Genomic DNA, 17,956 nt, shown 5'->3' on the forward strand with positions numbered 1-17,956 from the left:
GTAAATGCTGGCCAAACTCTCCTAACAAGGACGCTGGTATGCCCGTTCTCGTGATGAAATTCGGCGGCACGTCCGTCGCCAATCTTGACCGCATCAAACGCGCCGCAAAACGCGTGGGCGTTGAAGTCGCCAAGGGCTATGACGTGATCGTCATTGTCTCTGCGATGTCTGGCAAAACCAATGAATTGGTGGGCTGGGTCAATGAAACATCCCCGCTCTATGATGCGCGTGAGTACGACGCGATTGTCAGCTCTGGTGAGAACGTCACCGCGGGCTTGATGGCGCTGACTTTGCAAGAGATGGACGTGCCCGCACGCTCTTGGCAAGGCTGGCAAGTGCCTGTGAAGACCACATCTGCACATTCCGCAGCACGGATCGAAGAGATCCCTGACGACAACATCCGTGCGAAGTTCGCAAGCGGCGACCGCGTTGCTGTGGTGGCTGGTTTTCAAGGTGTTAGCCCAGAGGGTCGCATCACAACGCTTGGGCGCGGTGGCTCTGATACGACGGCTGTCGCCTTTGCCGCAGCATTTGATGCAGAACGTTGCGATATCTACACGGATGTTGATGGTGTTTACACAACCGATCCACGCATCACTGACAAAGCCCGAAAACTCGACAAGATCGCCTTCGAGGAAATGCTGGAACTCGCAAGTCTAGGCGCGAAAGTCTTGCAGACCCGTTCCGTTGAATTGGCGATGCGGTACAAAGTGAAATTGCGGGTCTTAAGCTCGTTTGAAGAACAATCTGATGAAGCTGGCACATTGGTTTGCGCCGAGGAGGAAATCATGGAATCCAACGTCGTTTCAGGCATCGCCTACAGCCGCGATGAAGCAAAAATGACCCTCGTTTCAGTTGCGGATCGCCCCGGAATTGCTGCGGCGATCTTTGGGCCGTTGTCAGACGCGGGTGTGAACGTGGACATGATTATTCAAAACATTGCCGAAGATGGGCGTACGGATATGACCTTCTCTTGCCCCACGGATCAGGTGAAGCGGGCGGAAAAGGCAATGGAAGACGCGAAAACGGCAGGTGACATCAACTATCACGATCTGATTGCAGACACGGATGTTGCCAAGATTTCCGCGGTCGGGATTGGAATGCGCTCGCAATCTGGCGTAGCGGCAAAAATGTTCAAAACGCTCAGCGACGAAGGTGTGAACATCAAAGTGATCGCGACCTCAGAAATTAAAATATCGGTTCTGGTGGATCGCAAATACATGGAACTCGCAGTGCAAGCGCTTCATGATGCATTCGAGTTAGAAAAAGCCTGATTCCTAGAATTTTCGATTATTTTCTGCGCAAACCTGAGCAAGGGGCCAGCCTCTCTCGCCCTTTAGGCTTTTTTCGATAAAGAGAAGACATACGAATTGCTACATTTGCGTCTGCTCGCCATTTCGATCAAAGCATCTTAAGGTGAGTGCCGTGGAAGTTGATCCACTTTAGTATTTGCCGAAAAGGGCGCAACATTAATGGCGCAAAAACGCGAAAGTGAAAGCCGCAAGTTGCTTGGCCGTCTGCGTGATGCAATGGCAGAGGACGGTGATGGTCAGCAACGGCTTGATAAAATCACTGGGCTTATTGCATCGTCGATGCAGACCGAAGTGTGTTCCATTTATCTTTTTCGCGACGCTGAAACGCTAGAGTTATGTGCCACCGAAGGATTGAACCCCGAATCCGTGCACCAGACCCGTCTGCGTCTTGGCGAAGGTCTGGTTGGCCGTGTCGCGAAACGGTCCAAAACGATCAACACCGCAGATGCGCCCTCTGAAAAAGGATTCCGCTATATGCCGGAAACAGGCGAGGAGATTTTCTCGTCGTTCTTAGGCATTCCGATCCAGCGCTTGGGCGAAAGACTGGGTGTTTTGGTTGTCCAATCCAAAGCCGCGCGACTGTTTTCAGCAGATGAGCTTTACGCACTTGAAGTCGTTGCAATGGTTCTCGCCGAAATGACCGAGCTTGGCGCGTTTTTGGGCGAAGGCGAAGCGCTCTCCGCGCGCCACCAGCAACCCGTTTTGTTGCGAGGCACCACAGGACAGGAAGGCGCGGCAATCGGTCATGTCTGGCTGCACGAACCACGTGTGGTGGTCACGAACGTTATTGCCGAAGATCCCGAAACAGAGTCCAGACGCCTCAACGAGGCCGTTGATACGCTGCGCGTGAGCGTCGACAAACTACTCGCCGGCGCGGCCGGCGGGGACGGTGAGCAACTGCAAGTCCTTGAAGCTTATCGCATGTTTGCCAATTCCAAAGGCTGGATGCGACGCATGGAGGAGGACATCTCTAACGGTCTATCCGCTGAGGCTGCGGTTGAAAAAGAGCAAACTCAAGCGCGCACGCGGATGGGACAAGTCTCTGACAGCTATTTACGTGAGCGTTTGCAAGATCTCGATGACCTCTCAAACCGTTTACTGCGTATTTTGACGGGCCAAGGCACGATCACAGGCGCTGAAATGCCTGCCGATCCTGTGCTTGTCGCGCGTAATATTGGACCAGGTGAATTGCTGGAATACGGGCGTTCCTTAAAGGCGATTGTGCTTGAAGAGGGAAGTGTCGGTTCGCACGCAGCCATTGTTGCGCGCGCGCTTGCCATTCCGTTGGTGGTGCACGCCGAAGCGATCACGCGCGAAGCCTTGAACGGCGACCAGATCATGGTCGACGGAGACCAAGGTATCGTTCACTTGCGTCCCGATGATACCGTGAACGCGGCTTTCCAAGATAAAATCGCCATGCAGGCGGACGCGCAGGAACGCTACTCCGCCACCCGCAACGCCCCCGCAACCACTCTTTGTGGCACCACGATTGGCTTGCAAATGAACGCAGGCTTAATGGCAGATCTCCCGTCGCTTGAGAGTTCCGGCGCAGAAGGTGTTGGCTTGTTCAGGACGGAACTACAGTTCCTGATCCGCAATCAAATGCCTCGGCGTTCTGAACTCAGCGCGCTTTACAAGCGTGTACTTGATGCTTCCGGCGACAAACGGGTGGTGTTTAGAACGCTCGATATCGGCTCGGACAAAGTCCTGACCTATATGAAGCCGAATGACGAGCCCAACCCTGCCTTAGGCTGGCGCGCCATTCGCGTTGGGCTCGACAAACCCGGGGTGATGCGCATGCAGTTGCAAGCGCTTTTGCGTGCCGCTGCGGGCAGGAACTTGTCGGTTATGTTCCCTTTTGTTGCGCAATATAGTGAATATATCGCCGCGAAAGCGGAAATGAACAAAGCGATGGATCGTGAACGTAAGCTCGGACATCCGCTTCCTGCCAAACTAGAAATCGGCGCGATGCTGGAGACCCCATCGCTCGCGTTTGCACCGCAGGCGTTCTTTGAAGACGCAGAGTTCCTCTCTATTGGCGGCAATGACCTAAAGCAGTTCTTCTTTGCGGCAGATCGCGAAAACGAACGCGTGAGGCGGCGTTATGATACCCTGTCGATCTCTTTCCTGAGTTTTTTGCAAGGCATCGTCACACGCTGTGAAGTCGCTGGAACCCCACTGTCATTTTGTGGCGAAGACGCGGGACGCCCTGTCGAGGCTGCGTGCTTTGCCGCAATCGGGTTGCGCACGCTCTCGATGCGCCCTGCCTCCATTGGACCGGTAAAACACATGTTGCGCCGTGTCGACTTGAACGTGCTTCGCAAAATCATCGAAGAATGTCATGACAGTGGCGAGCAATCGGTACGCGCACCCGTGATGGAATACCTCAAAAGCGTCGCGCGTTAGAGCGATTTTACGGCGTCGGCCAGACGTAGGACCAGAGTGTCACGTGGGAGTTTGTGTGCCTTGCCTGCGCGCATCAGGCCAAAATGCACATGCGCCATTTCTTGATAGTAGCTCGTGTAGGCATAGTTCGTCGCAGCACCAGCGACAGCGCCAATGATTGGCACTGTTTGTGCCGCAAGTTTTTGCCCCAAGGCCGCGCTGAGACGCGGCGCAACGCGGGCAATAATGCCATGCACTGTCGTGCCAGATAGAGTAACACGCGCACTCAAAAAGCCCATATCTGCACCATCATCAGCTGCGAGCGGGCCAGCGGCTGCAAACACTTGAATGCACTCCGCTTGGATTTCGGGCTGGTTCGGATCAAAGCCATATTCTGCGGCAATCCCTTGGATGGCACGCAAAAGAACGGTTGTCGTAACAGGCAACTCAGCGAGCGCTGTTGGCAAACCACCTGCCCCGCCAGCCGCGCCCATCGCGGTGGCTGCCGCCGTATTGAGCCAGGATTTTTGATCAGGCACCACACCGCGACTACGACTTGCGGCATTCAATGCGAAGTTTAACGCCTTGGTCGTTGCATCCTCGAGGCGCTCTTTGACCGGATCGGGCAACCGCTCCATCAAGTTTTCAGCTTGCCCACCAACAAGGTTAAGCACCTGAATACCAACGCCACTTGCTTTTCGATAGCGTTTTGCTATCTCACTGATGTCACGGTCTAGATCGGGTGTGCTTAACTCTGTCGCCATATCCCTAAGATCAGCATGTAGAGTGCAAATTTCAAGCGCTACGCGACACCTTACCCTGCACATTTTGCCAGACTGGCGCATGTGCGTTCAATCCCAATACGCGTTCAGGGTTTGTTGGCGGTGGCATCAAGACACCGTCCAAACGTGAAAATCCGAACTTTTTATAGTATGGTTCATCGCCGACAAGCATGACCCTGAGCCAGCCATTCTCGTCCGCCCGCGCGAGACTATCGCGGATCAAAGCGCTGCCCAAACCTTCGCCTTGGCGCGTCGGGTGGACGGCGACAGGACCCAAAAGCAGTACTTTGTGCATGCCTATCTGCACAGGCCAATAGCGGATCGCACCGGCGAGGATTCCATCACTGTCGCGGGCGACACTGCTCAACCCTTCAACAGGTGGCACCCCATCGCGCAAACGATAAGACGACAATGCCTCACGGCCCGGCGCAAAGCACAAATCATACAGCGCTTCGACCTCCCACCAATCCTCAGTTGTTTCTGGCTTGAGCGCGTACACCGATCTGCTTTCACGTTTTTGCTGGCATCGCGCCTAGCATGGCGGTAGCGATTGGGCAAACAAGGAGTGCACATAGATGTTTTATCGCCCCGAAGATGGCCATGGCCTACCCCACAATCCGTTCAATGCAATCGTCACACCGCGCCCCATTGGTTGGATTTCAACGCGAGATAGCGCAGGACGCGACAACCTTGCGCCTTATAGTTTCTTCAATGCGATAGCTTATGTGCCACCACAGGTCATGTTTTCCTCGACAGGTGTAAAGGATGATCGCGGGGATACCAAAGACAGCGTTGCCGCTATTCGCGAAACGGGCGTGTTTTGCGTCAATATTGTATCTGCCGCCCTTCAGGATGCAATGAATGCCTCCAGTGCGACCCTTCCTGCGGGCAGTGACGAGTTTGCGCACGCCGGTTTAGACAAGCTTGAATGTGAGAGCATCAATGCGCCGCGCGTCGCAGCTGCACCTGCGTCTTTAGAATGCAAGGTGACGCAAATCATCAAGTTGGAAGGTGCAAGCAATCATCTCGTACTTGGCGAAGTTACAGGCATCCATATGGATGACGCCTGCATCAAAGACGGGCGTTTTGATGTAACAACGTTCCAGCCCTTGTCGCGCTTGGGATATCGCGACTATGCGATTGTCAAAGACCTATTCGAGCTTACACGCCCCGACGATTAAGTCGGGAGGGGCGGTCTAGTGGCCGCCCAAAATGCCTGTGCGAACTTGATAATCAACCGCAATTTCATAATCAGGGTCGTCATCACTATCCACCATCAGATGGCCCGCATTTGTCAAAAGCTGATGACAATCGCGGCTGAGATGGCGCAGTTGAATGCGCTTGCCTGCGTCCTCGTATTTGCCCGCAACCGCTTCAATCGCTTGCAGGGCTGACTGATCCACAACCCGGCTTTGCGCGAAATCAACGATAACTTCTTTCGGATCGTCCTCGATGTTGAACAACTCGATGAAGCCATCGGATGATCCAAAGAACAACGGTCCTTGAATTTCGTAAACTTTCGCGCCCTCAGACGTAGAAGACGGACGTTCAATCGCGTGAATGCGTCGCGCATTGTTCCAAGCATATGCGAGCGCGGAGACGATAACGCCAACGACAACTGCGACCGCGAGATCAGAGTAAACCGTTACAACGGTTACGAGAATGATTACAAAGGCATCCATCTTTGGAACACGGCGCAAAATGCGCAGCGAGTTCCAAGCAAACGTGCCAATCACGACCATAAACATCACGCCCACGAGTGCTGCCAATGGGATCAGCTCAATAATCGACGAGCCAGCGACAATGAACAGCAGCAAGAAAATCGCGGCCGCAATGCCTGCAATCCTTGTACGTCCACCAGATTTCACGTTGATCATCGACTGACCGATCATCGCACAGCCGCCCATGCCACCGAAGAAACCTGTAACCGTGTTTGCGATGCCCTGCGCAATACATTCTTGCGACGCACCGCCACGTTTATTAGTCATTTCACCCACGAGGTTCAACGTTAGCAGGCTTTCAATCAAACCAATCGCTGCGAGAATAACCGCATATGGCAGAATAATCTGGAAGGTTGCCCAGTTCAGCGGAACCGTTGGAATATGCCACGTAGGCAAGCCACCTTGGATCGAAGCGAGATCGCCAACGCGCGGCACATCAAGCCCGAACGCAATCACCACAGCGGCCACAATACCAATGCCAGCCAATGGCGCAGGGATCACCTTGGTGATGCGCGGCGTCACCCAGATAATCGCCATGGTGCAGCCGACCAAAATCAGCATCAACACCATCGGCATTCCAGTAAGCCACTCGCCACCCGTCATACCATGGCCATCGCTTACGACGGTTCCCGGCACTTTAAATTGGGTCAATTGCGCGAGGAAAATCACAATCGCAAGGCCATTTACAAATCCCAGCATCACAGGATGCGGCACCAATCGAATGAATTTACCCCAGTGCATTGCCCCGAAGAAAATCTGTAAAAGCCCCATCAAAACAACCGTGGCGAACAAATATTCAACACCGTGCTGTGCAACCAATGCCACCATAACAACGGCCAAAGCCCCGGTCGCGCCCGAAATCATACCCGGGCGACCACCGATCAAAGCTGTAATCAGACCCACCAAAAACGCCGCGTAGAGCCCGACCAGCGGGTGCACACCAGCAACAAACGCAAAGGCCACAGCTTCGGGGACCAGCGCCAAAGCAACGGTCAAACCCGACAGTAATTCGATCCGCAACCGCGTGAAGGTAAAGCCTTCGTCCGGCATCCAACGCAAATCTGGTGCGGTCATATGATTGGCGAATGCACCGAGAATAGCTCGTTTCATGTGGTTAACCTGTCTTTCGGGGGACGCTATGTTAGCGCTCCGTAAACTAAGCAACGTGCAAAGAACACCCCTGCCCGCACGCGAATTTGACCCCTCATCAGCAATTCTTGCATTTTCATTGCGCGCGACGCTCGTTAGCTTGCTGATAAACTGCAAATGACAGGAAATGATTAACATGACTGACACAATGATCGCCGTGATCGGCGGCTCTGGCATTTATGACATCGACGGCTTGGCGGATGCTACATGGCAAACCGTTGAAACGCCGTGGGGCGATCCTTCCGACCAGATCCTGACGGGCATGTTAGACGGTGTGAAAATGGCCTTTTTGCCGCGACACGGGCGTGGACACGTGCACTCTCCGAGCACAGTTCCTTACCGCGCAAATATCGATGCGCTCAAGCGCATTGGGGTCACCGATGTGGTCTCTGTTTCTGCTTGTGGCAGTTTTCGAGATGAAATGGCTCCGGGTGATTTTGTCATTGTAGATCAATTCATTGATCGTACTTTCGCGCGCGAAAAATCCTTCTTTGGGACAGGTTGCGTTGCTCATGTTTCGGTTGCCCATCCCACCTGTCCGCGCTTGTCCACAGCCTGTCATACCGCAGCACAAGACGCTGGGATCAAAGTGCATATGGGCGGCACATACCTCGCGATGGAGGGTCCACAGTTTTCCACTTTGGCCGAAAGTAAAATGTACCGTGAAAGCTGGGGCGCAGATGTGATTGGGATGACCAATATGCCCGAGGCGAAACTCGCGCGCGAAGCCGAATTGTGCTACGCCTCTGTCGCGATGATCACCGATTATGACAGCTGGCATCCAGATCACGGCGAGGTCGATGTGACCGAAATCATTAAGACGCTTATGGGCAACTCCGACAAGGGCCGCGATTTGGTTAAACGCTTGCCTGCCCTGCTGGGCGCTAATCGCGAAGACTGTCCTCATGGCTGTGATAAAGCACTGGAATTTGCGATCATGACGGCCCCTGAGAAGCGCGATCCGGCGTTGCTCTCAAAGCTTGATGCGGTTGCAGGCCGGGTGCTTGGCTAATGGATATCTCACTTTGGCTGGCGTTTGTTGCCGCATCTAGCGCGCTTTTACTTATTCCGGGGCCAACGATCTTGTTGATCCTCAGCTACGCGCTCACCCAAGGACGCAAAGTGGCGCTCGCGACCGCTGCGGGTGTCGCATTGGGTGATCTTATCGCCATGACCGCGTCGCTCATCGGGCTTGGAGCCCTTATTGCGACGTCAGCGACGGCCTTTACTGTGTTGAAATGGACAGGTGCGCTTTATCTGCTCTTTCTTGGCATCAAAATGTTTCGCAGCGCTCCAAACGTTGGTGCGGGACTTGTCAGAACAGACACTGATGCGACGCCGTGCCAAGTGTTTCGCCATGCTGCCATCGTCACGGCGCTTAATCCCAAAAGCATCGGCTTCTTCATCGCCTTCGTGCCGCAATTTATTTCGGTTGATGCCGCTTATGCGCCCCAAGCTGGTATCCTGATAGCCACTTTCGTTGCTTTGGCTGCGCTCAACGCTTTTGTCTTCGCGATCCTTGCAGATCTAATGCGCAAACAGATCGCGCGCCCGATGGTGATGCGCCGGTTAACGCAAGCAGGTGGGCTAACGCTCATCGGTATGGGCGCAGCAACTGCCGCGTTAAAAAGAGCGTGATCTGGCGCGCGATCGTTCTCTGGCTTGCCTTTTCAAACCATGCGGTCGCACAAGAATTCCTACGCACGGATGTCGCTCTAAGTGATGATGATTTTTACAATCTTGTCGCCTGCGCGGCCCCCCCTGGTGGTGAGTGCGCTAAATCGATCGTGCGTTGGCCCAAAGACACGTTGACAATCGGCATCACAAAGATGGAACGGGCCTATTTGGGCGGTAAAAAGACCCGCGCAGAGGCCTCGTTGACCCGAGCGGTTGATGAAATCAATGCAGCTAACTCTGGCATTCAGCTCACACGCAATGACAGCGCCCCCGACATTGCGATCCTTTTTCTCGACATCCCTTCTCGTAGTCAAATCAAAGGGTCCGGCTTTAATGTTCTTGAAGGCACTCCGATTTCCGGTGCTGGCGTGCGTGTGTTTGCCAAAGACGGCGTGATCCTCAAGGCCGTGATTATCTTTACCACAGGCCTGCAAAAACGCGCTTATGAGAGTGCAATGCTAGAGGAAATCACTCAAGGCCTTGGCCTGCTCACGGACATTGGTGGCGCGTATTACGAAAGCCGCTCTATCTTTTCACAATCCAGCAACGCCCTGACAAAATTGGGTAAACAGGACATCATGGCCCTTGGCCGCCACTACCCCGCGCGCTAGACAGCGGTGCAACGCAAAAGGACGCACGTCATGAAAACCGTCAAAGATTACATCCGCACCATCCCTGATTTCCCGCATGAGGGGATTATGTTTCGCGATGTAACGACTCTTTTCAGCGATCCGCGCGGGTTTCGCATGGCAGTTGATCAGCTTTTGCACCCCTACGTAGGCACAAAGATCGACAAGGTCGTCGGGCTTGAAGCGCGTGGCTTCATTCTTGGCGGCGCGATTGCGCACCAGTTGAGCATTGGTTTCATCCCCGTGCGCAAAGCTGGCAAACTACCTGGCAAAGTGATCTCGCAGGACTACAAATTGGAGTACGGTGAAGCAACTGTTGAGCTGCACGACGATGCCATTCAAGCGGGCGAGAAGATCCTTGTCATTGACGACCTTCTTGCGACAGGTGGCACCGCCGAGGCTGGGATCAAGCTGATCGAGCGTTTGGGCGGTGAGATTGTTGGATGTGGCTTCGTGATTGACCTACCAGAACTTGGTGGGCGCAAGCGCCTTGAGGCGCTTGGCGTCGATGTGAAAGCACTTTGCACCTTTGAAGGGCTATAGCGCCAGAACCGCGCCGGGGTTCATGATCCCATTGGGATCAAGTGCGGTCTTGATCGCGCGCATTGCTGCCAATTTGGCTGGATCACCGTATTTCTCAAGATCGCCAGTCTTGAGACGTCCGATACCGTGTTCCGCACTGACGGAGCCGCCAAGCTCATGCACCAGATCATGCACCACCCGCTTCACCTCATCGCGTTCCGCAAGATAATCTTGGCGTGATTTCCCCGCATCTGGGAATACATTATAGTGCAAATTTCCATCACCGAGGTGGCCAAAGCAGTTGATACGCAACGGCCCGAGTTGCTCTACCACCCTACCAGCGCGTGCGATAAACTCCGGCACCAAACTAATCGGAACCGAAATATCATGCGATGAAATTGAACCAACGAGGCGGTTCGCCTCTGGGATATGTTCGCGCACAGACCAAAATTCAGTGCGCTGACCAACGGATTGCGCGATAAGCCCGTCGCTGACCAGCTCTTTCTCTAGTCCAGTTTCGAACAGCGTTTCCAGTGCCTCTTGCGGATCAAGACCACGTGCCAAGCCAACCTCGATCAGGACGCACCATTCTGGTTTCTCCTCAAAGGGCAGACGCACACTTGGAATATACTCCTCAAGAAAATCAAGCCCTTGCTTGTGAATGATCTCAAAAGCGCTGATCCCGTCGCCCAATTGACTACGTGCCTCTGCCAGAAGAGAAATTGCCGCTTTAGGGCTGTCGACAACCATAAAGGCTGTCCCCTCACCCGCAGGACGCGGGCTAAGTTTAAGCGAGGCGGCAGTGATTATCCCAAGCGACCCTTCTGAGCCAACAAGCAGGTTACGCAAATCATAGCCTGTGTTATCTTTGCGCAACCGCGACAGGCCGTTCCAAATCGTGCCATCTGGCAAAACAGCTTCTAGTCCTAGGCACAGATCCCGCGCATTGCCGTAACGCAGCACATTCACGCCGCCCGCATTCGTTGCGAGGTTTCCACCGATCCGCGCTGTTCCTTCGGCGGCGAGGGAGAGTGGAAACAGGCGGGCTACGTTTTGCGCGGCTGCTTGGACATCCGCCAAGATCGTCCCTGCTTCGGCGATCAGAACGTTTTCTTCGGGATGCACTGACCGGATCGCATTCATGCGCTCCAGAGACAAGATCAACGGTGCAGGCCCATCTGGCGCAACTTGCCCCCCGACCAATCCAGTGCCGCCACCATAAGGCACGATGCCAACGCGCATCTCATTGGCGAGACGCACAATTTGCGAAACCTCTTGGGTGGTTTCAGGCAACGCCAACAAACCTTCGCGCACTTCATAGCGACCGCGCGGTTCTTCAAGATAACGCGGCTCTGCGGCGCGGACGGAATGCTCGGGTAAAATGGCACGCAGCGCAGTTTCAAAAGCGTCAGTAACGGGATTAAGCAAGGATACGACTCCGGTTGGTTTACTCGTCATTATCGCGCAGCCACGAGGGACGCAGCAGAAAAATTGTCGGGCGTTTAGGTAAAGTGGCCAGCGACACCTCTATCGATGAGCCGTCCACGCGTTTTACATCAAACTCGTCGACCATGCCGGAGACAAAGTTCTGCAATCCAAAGTCCGTGAACCAATGCATCGGGATCACCACAGAGGATTTCAACCGTTTCAAGACACCCGTCATCGTGGATACAGGCAACGTATATCCCCCATCCACAGGGGCCATCACCACATCCAACCGCCCGATCGCCGCGTATTGCGCATCATTAGGTTCGTGGTGCAAGTGGCCAAGATGGCCGATGCAAAGGCCCGCCACCTCAAAGATGAAAATCGAATTTCCACGCATTTCTTCACCGCCAAATTGCGAGCGAATATCGGTGGACACGTTGCGCACCAGCATTTCATCGAGGTCGAGGTGATGCTCAACGCCTTCACCAAAAGACCCCCAACCTTTCAATACATGCGGGATCGCGGGATCCGGGTTGGCGGTCCAATGCGTGTCATGCGCATGGTTCATCGTAACCACATCCGGGATCAGATTTGTGGTACCGACGAAGCCCGTGAAATCGGTCACTGCGTTCAAACCACCTTGAGTCTGGATCAGAAAACTAGCGTGCGCGATATAGGACAGCCGAACCGTGTAATCAGGCAAAGGGTCGCGGTAACTCGCTTTGTGTAGATAACTCAGCCCCGGCGTTGAATTGGCAATCGCAATACAATGGCTCGGTCGGCGATCTTGCGCGCTCAGTTGGGTTGCGCTGAAAAGCAGGCATAAAAAAAGTGATAAACGGATCATGGCATTCTCCCTCTAATGAGAAAGAAGATAGCGCATTCGTTTCAAAAGTCAGCCAACATCTGTGCGCCCACGTCGATCCATCCTGAGCGCAGAATACAGCACGTGGCTGCGCCAACGCCCGTCAATTTGCAAATACGCCTGCGCCACGCCTTCATATTTAAAGCCTGTGCGCTCCAACAGCCCGCGCGAAGCTTTGTTTTCGGGCAAGCACGCCGCTTCCAATCGCGAGAGGTCCATTCGCTCAAACGCGTAGTGCACCATCGCCGCAATCGCTTCGCTCATGTAGCCATGACGCGCGTAGTGATGACCAATCCAATAGCCAAGCGTGCCGCTTTGTGCTGGCCCACGACGGATATTGTCGAGCGTGATTGCACCCATCAACGCGCCGTCTTCGCGTCGCTCAAGAAACAACGGAACAGCAGTGTCACCCGAAATAGAGCGCTGCGCCCAGTAAACACGATTGGTAAATGCCTTGCGCGTCAGATGGTTACTAGCCCAAGTCGGTTCCCATTTGGTGAGAAAATCCGCACTTTCATACCGTAGATTGGCCCAAGCTCGAAAATCCGAATGGATGGGTGGGCGCAGGGAAAGACGCTCTGTCTCTAGCCGGACTTTTCGCTTGATGCGCAGCATTAAGCAGCTCGGCCTTTTAGCATATCTCCAAGCTCAGGTGCCCGTTCCACAGGACCGTAAAGCGCCAGAGCAGCAGGCGCTTGACCAGCAAGAGTGGCTGCGAAGTCTTTGACACCCTGTGTCGTCACTGCGTCGATCTGCGTGACCGTTTCTTCAAGCGCAGGAATGCGACCCCAGATCTGCATCAATCGCGCAAGACGCTCTGCTCGGCTCGAAGGGCTCTCTAACCCCATAAGCATGCCTGCTTTCATCTGCGCGCGTGCGCGCGCGACTTCCGCATCGCTCATGTCGTCTGCGGCACGGCCAAGTTCTTGCATCGTCAAACTCGCAAGCTCAGGCAGTTGTTCACCACTCGTCCCCGCGTAAATCGTCATCATACCGGTATCGGAATGGGCACCGGTTTGTGCAAAAATCGTGTAGCAAAGCCCACGCTTTTCACGCACTTCTTGAAACAGACGGCTCGACATACCACCGCCCAAAGCGACAGAATAAATCTGTGCGGTGTAAATCGCATCATCGCAATAGCCCGGCCCCTCAAAAGCCAAAGCGAAATGGGCTTGCTCTAGAGTTTTGATCTCGCGCCGCTCGCCGCCTTGGAACGTTGCAAGGATCGGATCATTTGCCACGCGCACTTGCAATCCGCCAAACAGCTTTTCGGCCTCACGTACAATCGCGTCGTGATCCACATCACCCGCAGCTGAGAGGATCATTTGCGATGGACCGTAGTGTTCGTGAACGAAACGCCTTAAGTCCTCGCGGCTAAAACTACGCACGCGTTCCTCAGGCCCAAGGATCGTGCGACCAATGGGTTGATTGGGGTAAGCTTCGTCCTGCAGCCAGTCAAAAATCACATCATCTGGTGTGTCGAGCGCTTGGCCGATTTCTTGCAAAATGACGCCGCGTTCGACTTCGATCTCATCCTCATCAAACACAGGATTGAGGAGAATATCCGAGATCACATCAAGTGCCAGCGGCACATCACCACCAAGCACACGCGCGTAATAGGCCGTCACTTCGCGGCTGGTATAGGCATTGATATAACCACCCACATCTTCGATTTCTTCAGCAATCTGCAAAGATGTGCGGGTGTTGGTGCCTTTGAAAGCCATGTGTTCAAGAAAATGCGCGATGCCGTTCTGCTCAATCCGCTCGTCACGACCACCTGCGGTCACCCAAATTCCGATAGATGCGGATTGCAGGCCCGGCATCTTTTCTGTGACGATACGAAATCCGTTCGCGAGGGTATGTGTCTGTACGCTCATGAAGAAAGACGCTCGCGAACGATGTCTTGCAACGCTTTGAGGTCATTAGGTGCACGGGTTACACGTTCTTCGCGTTCAAACAAATCCGCCATACGAGGAGGAAGCGAAGGTCGCTCACCCGTTGCTGCTTCGACGGCATCGGGGAATTTCGCGGGATGTGCGGTGGCCAACGTAATCATCGGAGTGTCGCCTATATGGTTTTCAGCGACAGCAACTCCAATCGCAGAATGTGGACAAAGCACTTCGCCAGTTTCGTTCAACGCGCGCGTGATCATCGCAGCGGTTCCTGCTTCATCGAGCATGCCACTGTCGTAATGCTGTTGCAAAGCACCCATGGCGTTACCTGAAATCGTGAAGCTGCCGTTCGCAGCGAGGTCATCCATTAACCCTTTGATCGCCGTGCCGTCCTGATCATGTGCGAAGAACAACGCGCGCTCAAAATTGGAAGAGACTTCAATATCCATGGAAGGAGAGATCGAGGGTTTTACACCGGATTTCGTGTAGGCAGCAGTTTCCATGCAGCGGTGCAAAATGTCGTTCTGGTTGGTTGCGATGATCAAACGCTCAATCGGGAGGCCCATTTGCTTTGCAATGAATCCCGCGAAAATATCGCCAAAATTACCTGTTGGAACCGTAAAGCTGACCTTGCGATCCGGCGCACCGAGAGAAACCGCAGTGGAGAAATAATAAACCACCTGCGCCAGAACACGCGCCCAGTTGATTGAATTGACACCGGCCAATCCAACACCATCGCGGAACTCGAAGTCGTTGAACATATCTTTTAAGCGCGCTTGGCAATCATCAAAATCTCCGTCCATCGCAATAGCGTGCACGTTGCTTTCCGTTGGCGTGGTCATTTGGCGACGTTGCACTTCGGACACGCGGCCATGCGGGTAAAGAATAAAAACATCCACAGCGTCCAGACCCCGGAAAGCCTCTATTGCGGCGGAGCCTGTGTCGCCCGACGTCGCGCCTACAATTGTGACGCGCTTGCCCGAGCGTTTAAGCGCAAGTTCAAACATTTGCCCAATCAGCTGCATCGCAAAATCTTTGAATGCGAGGGTCGGACCGTGGAAAAGTTCCATCAAAAAATGATTTGGCGCAAGTTGCACCAGCGGCGCACGGGTGGTGTGACCGAAGCCCGCATAAGCGCGGGTGATGCAGCCTTTGAACTCTTCATCAGTGAAGGTGTCGCCAACAAAAGGGCGCATAACTTTAAACGCAATCTCTTCGTAGCTTGCGCCACTCATCGCGCGAATGTCGTCAGCGCTCAGCTCTGGGATGGTTTCGGGAACATAAAGGCCACCATCACGCGCAAGGCCTGTAAGCATCGCTTCTTCAAACGTGAGAACCGGAGCTGCGCCGCGCGTTGAGACGTATTTCATGATGTGCCCTTCTGCGCGCCGCGTGCACGCCAAACGAAAGTGAAAGTCATAAGAACCCAAATCAACGCGAGCGAAAACCAAGTCAGCGCGTATTGCAAATGATCATTCGGGATACCAACCGTATCAACAGGAAGTGGCGCAACTGGATCATCGATGAGCGAAGTTTCACGCGCGACGATTAGCACTGGCTCTGTGTCTAAGTGTTTGGCCATCGCGAAGACATCGCGCGCGAACCAAATTTCGGCTTTGAGATCAGGCTCGGGAATCGAACTCCCCTTTTCTTCAGGCCAATGAAGGTTTCCTGTAACATCCGTTGGACCGATGGGGCGTTCAGCTGATTTTTGGTCAACTTTTATGAATCCTCGGTCCAGCAATATCCGCCGCCCAGAATTGGTCACGAAAACAGAGATAACGCGATACCCCGCCCCGACGTGTTTTTGCGAGACGAGAACGTGGATTTCATCGTCCGTAAGCGTGCCAGAAGCAAATACAGGTAAAAACTTGTCAGCGTCAGGATCGGGTTGCTCTGGTAGCGCGACGGGTTCAGCGGAAATGCGGTTTTCTATGTTCGAGAGAATGCCTTGCTTCCATTCAAGTCGTTGCATTTGCCAGACGCCGAGCCAAATCAGGATCGCGGCACCGGTTAGGCCAAAAAGCAGGGAAAAGAGCAATGGGGTGCGCATACGCGTCATTTAGGTCCATCAATTAGAAAAAGGCGCAGAAATCAAACTTCCTGCGCCTTTGCTTTTGTCGTTTTGCAGCGTGGGTTTCAAGCTACAAAGTGCTTTAAGCGAAGCGGCTTAGCCGCCCCATACGTAGACAGCAGCAAACAAAAAGAGCCACACCACATCAACGAAGTGCCAATACCATGCCGCTGCTTCGAAACCGATGTGTTTTTCCTGCGTGAAGTGACCGCGCTGGAGGCGCAGCAAGCAAATGAACAAGAAGATGGTTCCGATCACAACGTGAAAGCCGTGAAAGCCCGTCGCCATGAAGAAGTTTGCGCCGTAGATGTTGCCGGAGAAACCAAAGGCCGCGTGGCTGTATTCATAGGCCTGAAAAACCGTGAAGATCAGACCCAGAGCAACGGCTAGGATAAGACCATTCTTCGTGTCATTCCGGTTATTTTCATGCGCCAGCGCGTGGTGCGCCCATGTTGCTGCTGCACCAGAGCAAAGCAAAATCAACGTGTTGATCAAAGGCAGGTGCCAAGGGTCGAACGTCTCAATGCCTGCTGGCGGCCAAATGCCATCAATGGCAGGCGACTGTGGTCCCATTGGGTACATCGCGTGTTTGAAAAAGCTCCAGAACCATGCTGCGAAGAACATGACTTCGGACATAATGAACATGATGAAACCGTAGCGCAGGCCGATACGGACGACAGGTGTGTGATCGCCAACGTGGCTCTCTTCGACCACCTCTGCCCACCAGCCATACATGACGTAGAGTACGCCCGCGAGGCCGATCAAGAACATCCATGGCCCACTGTCGTGGAACCAAATCACTGCGCCAAAGAGCATAACGAATGCACCAATTGCGCCCAGCAATGGCCAGAGCGAGGGGTTAAGAATATGATAGTCGTGATTTTTTGCGTGTGCCATGGGTCCCTCGTCGGATAGGCTTAGTTGTTATTCGTGTCTGCGGGTTGCTCAAGTGCGGCCTGTTGGACGTCCTCGGGCAGATCGATTTCATAGAAAGTATACGAAAGCGTTATCTCTTGGGTATATTTTGCGTCGCGGTCCGTGACAATCTCTGGATCGATGTAAAATGTGACGGGCATCTCGACACGCTCGCCGGGTTGTAGAACTTGCTCTTCAAAGCAGAAACATGCGATTTTGTTGAAGAAATAGCCAGCTTGATAAGGTGCTACGTTGTAGCTGGCTTGTCCTGCCACGGGTTTGTCGGTCGGATTATAGGCCTCGTAAAAAATAAGTCCTGTCTCACCGATACGCATTTCAATCTCGCGAACCAGGGGTTTGAACTCCCAAGGCATGCCGCGCTCTTTGGAAGCGTCGAATCGCACAATGATTGTTTGATCAAGAATTTCATCGCTGCCAGTATCGGCCGTATTGGTCACGCCACCAAAACCTGTGACGCGGCAGAACCAATCGTAAAACGGCACTGAAGCCCACGCCAAAGCGCCCATGAAAACAACCAGCGAAGCCGCCTGTATAGCGGTTTTTTTCTTTGGATCCATTGGTTGGCGTGGCGTTGAATTTCGAT

The 17,956-nt window shown here is 53.8% G+C and carries 18 protein-coding genes; 7 read left to right on the top strand and 11 right to left on the bottom strand.

All coding sequences use genetic code 11. The annotated features are described in order from the left end of the window. Positions 1-38 precede the first annotated feature (38 nt). Both PFRI_RS15585 and ptsP read left to right on the top strand, forming a co-directional pair. Positions 39-1,274: an aspartate kinase gene (locus PFRI_RS15585; RefSeq protein ID WP_072631627.1), complete on the top strand. Its 1,236-nt coding sequence runs from the start codon at positions 39-41 to the stop codon at positions 1,272-1,274. A 198-nt stretch (positions 1,275-1,472) separates the two neighbouring features. Beyond that, the gene (gene ptsP, locus PFRI_RS15590; RefSeq protein ID WP_072631628.1) at positions 1,473-3,719 is read left to right on the top strand and encodes a phosphoenolpyruvate--protein phosphotransferase; all 2,247 of its coding nucleotides are present in this window, start codon (positions 1,473-1,475) and stop codon (positions 3,717-3,719) included. Here the strand turns inward: ptsP and PFRI_RS15595 are convergent. Together PFRI_RS15595 and PFRI_RS15600 are read right to left on the bottom strand one after the other, a co-directional pair. After that, complete coding sequence (locus PFRI_RS15595) at positions 3,716-4,462, bottom strand: EcsC family protein (protein WP_072631629.1); 747 nt, start codon at positions 4,460-4,462, stop codon at positions 3,716-3,718. The two genes, ptsP and PFRI_RS15595, sit on opposite strands and share 4 nt — an antisense overlap. A gap of 31 nt (positions 4,463-4,493) precedes the next feature. Continuing rightward, the gene (locus tag PFRI_RS15600) at positions 4,494-4,979 is read right to left on the bottom strand and encodes a GNAT family N-acetyltransferase (protein WP_072631630.1); all 486 of its coding nucleotides are present in this window, start codon (positions 4,977-4,979) and stop codon (positions 4,494-4,496) included. A gap of 76 nt (positions 4,980-5,055) precedes the next feature. Between PFRI_RS15600 and PFRI_RS15605 the strand changes: the two genes are divergently transcribed. After that, positions 5,056-5,661: a flavin reductase family protein gene (locus PFRI_RS15605; RefSeq protein ID WP_072631631.1), complete on the top strand. Its 606-nt coding sequence runs from the start codon at positions 5,056-5,058 to the stop codon at positions 5,659-5,661. 15 nt (positions 5,662-5,676) lie between these two features. On the opposite strand, the gene PFRI_RS15610 is transcribed toward PFRI_RS15605, so the two are convergent. Then, positions 5,677-7,311 carry a SulP family inorganic anion transporter gene (locus PFRI_RS15610; protein ID WP_072631632.1) on the bottom strand — a complete coding sequence of 545 codons (1,635 nt, stop codon included), beginning with the start codon at positions 7,309-7,311 and terminating at the stop codon, positions 5,677-5,679. 175 nt (positions 7,312-7,486) lie between these two features. On the opposite strand from PFRI_RS15610, the gene PFRI_RS15615 reads away from it, so the two are divergent. From PFRI_RS15615 to PFRI_RS15630, 4 genes are read left to right on the top strand one after another with little or no spacing between them, the layout of a single operon-like run. Continuing rightward, entirely contained in the window at positions 7,487-8,362 is an 876-nt protein-coding gene (locus PFRI_RS15615; protein ID WP_072631687.1) for an S-methyl-5'-thioadenosine phosphorylase, read from the top strand. Next, a complete protein-coding gene (locus PFRI_RS15620) occupies positions 8,362-8,988 on the top strand; it encodes a LysE family translocator (protein WP_072631633.1) in 627 nt (208 codons plus the stop codon). The genes PFRI_RS15615 and PFRI_RS15620 overlap by 1 nt, the downstream gene beginning before the upstream one ends. Further along, a complete protein-coding gene (locus tag PFRI_RS15625; RefSeq protein ID WP_072631634.1) occupies positions 8,985-9,638 on the top strand; it encodes a hypothetical protein in 654 nt (217 codons plus the stop codon). The genes PFRI_RS15620 and PFRI_RS15625 overlap by 4 nt, the downstream gene beginning before the upstream one ends. Positions 9,639-9,668: 30 nt before the next feature. Beyond that, the gene (locus tag PFRI_RS15630; protein WP_072631635.1) at positions 9,669-10,199 is read left to right on the top strand and encodes an adenine phosphoribosyltransferase; all 531 of its coding nucleotides are present in this window, start codon (positions 9,669-9,671) and stop codon (positions 10,197-10,199) included. Here PFRI_RS15630 and PFRI_RS15635 read toward each other — a convergent pair. From PFRI_RS15635 to PFRI_RS15670, 8 genes are all read right to left on the bottom strand, one after another. Further along, positions 10,194-11,636 (bottom strand): FAD-binding oxidoreductase, encoded by a 1,443-nt coding sequence (locus PFRI_RS15635; RefSeq protein ID WP_072631636.1) that lies wholly within the window; start codon positions 11,634-11,636, stop codon positions 10,194-10,196. The genes PFRI_RS15630 and PFRI_RS15635 overlap by 6 nt on opposite strands. Continuing rightward, positions 11,626-12,453: an MBL fold metallo-hydrolase gene (locus PFRI_RS15640; protein WP_072631637.1), complete on the bottom strand. Its 828-nt coding sequence runs from the start codon at positions 12,451-12,453 to the stop codon at positions 11,626-11,628. Before PFRI_RS15640 ends, PFRI_RS15635 begins: the two co-directional genes overlap by 11 nt. 48 nt (positions 12,454-12,501) lie before the next feature. After that, on the bottom strand, positions 12,502-13,086 hold the full coding sequence (locus PFRI_RS15645; protein ID WP_072631638.1) for a GNAT family N-acetyltransferase: 585 nt from the start codon (positions 13,084-13,086) through the stop codon (positions 12,502-12,504). Further along, positions 13,086-14,348 carry a M16 family metallopeptidase gene (locus tag PFRI_RS15650; protein ID WP_072631639.1) on the bottom strand — a complete coding sequence of 421 codons (1,263 nt, stop codon included), beginning with the start codon at positions 14,346-14,348 and terminating at the stop codon, positions 13,086-13,088. Before PFRI_RS15650 ends, PFRI_RS15645 begins: the two co-directional genes overlap by 1 nt. Beyond that, on the bottom strand, positions 14,345-15,733 hold the full coding sequence (gene thrC / locus PFRI_RS15655) for a threonine synthase (protein WP_072631640.1): 1,389 nt from the start codon (positions 15,731-15,733) through the stop codon (positions 14,345-14,347). Before thrC ends, PFRI_RS15650 begins: the two co-directional genes overlap by 4 nt. Beyond that, entirely contained in the window at positions 15,730-16,425 is a 696-nt protein-coding gene (locus PFRI_RS15660) for an SURF1 family protein (RefSeq protein WP_337956932.1), read from the bottom strand. The genes thrC and PFRI_RS15660 overlap by 4 nt, the downstream gene beginning before the upstream one ends. Before the next feature lie 108 nt (positions 16,426-16,533). Further along, a complete protein-coding gene (locus PFRI_RS15665) occupies positions 16,534-17,334 on the bottom strand; it encodes a cytochrome c oxidase subunit 3 (RefSeq protein WP_072631642.1) in 801 nt (266 codons plus the stop codon). A 20-nt stretch (positions 17,335-17,354) separates the two neighbouring features. Then, on the bottom strand, positions 17,355-17,930 hold the full coding sequence (locus PFRI_RS15670; protein ID WP_072631688.1) for a cytochrome c oxidase assembly protein: 576 nt from the start codon (positions 17,928-17,930) through the stop codon (positions 17,355-17,357). Positions 17,931-17,956 lie beyond the last annotated feature (26 nt).

Origin of the sequence: Planktotalea frisia (assembly GCF_001890925.1) — a bacterium.
GTDB classification, from domain to species: domain Bacteria; phylum Pseudomonadota; class Alphaproteobacteria; order Rhodobacterales; family Rhodobacteraceae; genus Planktotalea; species Planktotalea frisia.

Coding starts and splice junctions, on each gene's coding strand:
- PFRI_RS15610 (WP_072631632.1), bottom strand. CDS start 7,311: ATGAAACGAGCTATTCTCGGTGCATTCGCCAATCATATGACCGCACCA.
- PFRI_RS15635 (WP_072631636.1), bottom strand. CDS start 11,636: ATGACGAGTAAACCAACCGGAGTCGTATCCTTGCTTAATCCCGTTACT.
- PFRI_RS15585 (WP_072631627.1), top strand. CDS start 39: ATGCCCGTTCTCGTGATGAAATTCGGCGGCACGTCCGTCGCCAATCTT.
- PFRI_RS15670 (WP_072631688.1), bottom strand. CDS start 17,930: ATGGATCCAAAGAAAAAAACCGCTATACAGGCGGCTTCGCTGGTTGTT.
- PFRI_RS15650 (WP_072631639.1), bottom strand. CDS start 14,348: ATGAGCGTACAGACACATACCCTCGCGAACGGATTTCGTATCGTCACA.
- PFRI_RS15605 (WP_072631631.1), top strand. CDS start 5,056: ATGTTTTATCGCCCCGAAGATGGCCATGGCCTACCCCACAATCCGTTC.
- PFRI_RS15640 (WP_072631637.1), bottom strand. CDS start 12,453: ATGATCCGTTTATCACTTTTTTTATGCCTGCTTTTCAGCGCAACCCAA.
- PFRI_RS15620 (WP_072631633.1), top strand. CDS start 8,362: ATGGATATCTCACTTTGGCTGGCGTTTGTTGCCGCATCTAGCGCGCTT.
- ptsP (WP_072631628.1), top strand. CDS start 1,473: ATGGCGCAAAAACGCGAAAGTGAAAGCCGCAAGTTGCTTGGCCGTCTG.
- thrC (WP_072631640.1), bottom strand. CDS start 15,733: ATGAAATACGTCTCAACGCGCGGCGCAGCTCCGGTTCTCACGTTTGAA.
- PFRI_RS15595 (WP_072631629.1), bottom strand. CDS start 4,462: ATGGCGACAGAGTTAAGCACACCCGATCTAGACCGTGACATCAGTGAG.
- PFRI_RS15615 (WP_072631687.1), top strand. CDS start 7,487: ATGACTGACACAATGATCGCCGTGATCGGCGGCTCTGGCATTTATGAC.
- PFRI_RS15665 (WP_072631642.1), bottom strand. CDS start 17,334: ATGGCACACGCAAAAAATCACGACTATCATATTCTTAACCCCTCGCTC.
- PFRI_RS15630 (WP_072631635.1), top strand. CDS start 9,669: ATGAAAACCGTCAAAGATTACATCCGCACCATCCCTGATTTCCCGCAT.
- PFRI_RS15660 (WP_337956932.1), bottom strand. CDS start 16,425: ATGACGCGTATGCGCACCCCATTGCTCTTTTCCCTGCTTTTTGGCCTA.
- PFRI_RS15645 (WP_072631638.1), bottom strand. CDS start 13,086: ATGCTGCGCATCAAGCGAAAAGTCCGGCTAGAGACAGAGCGTCTTTCC.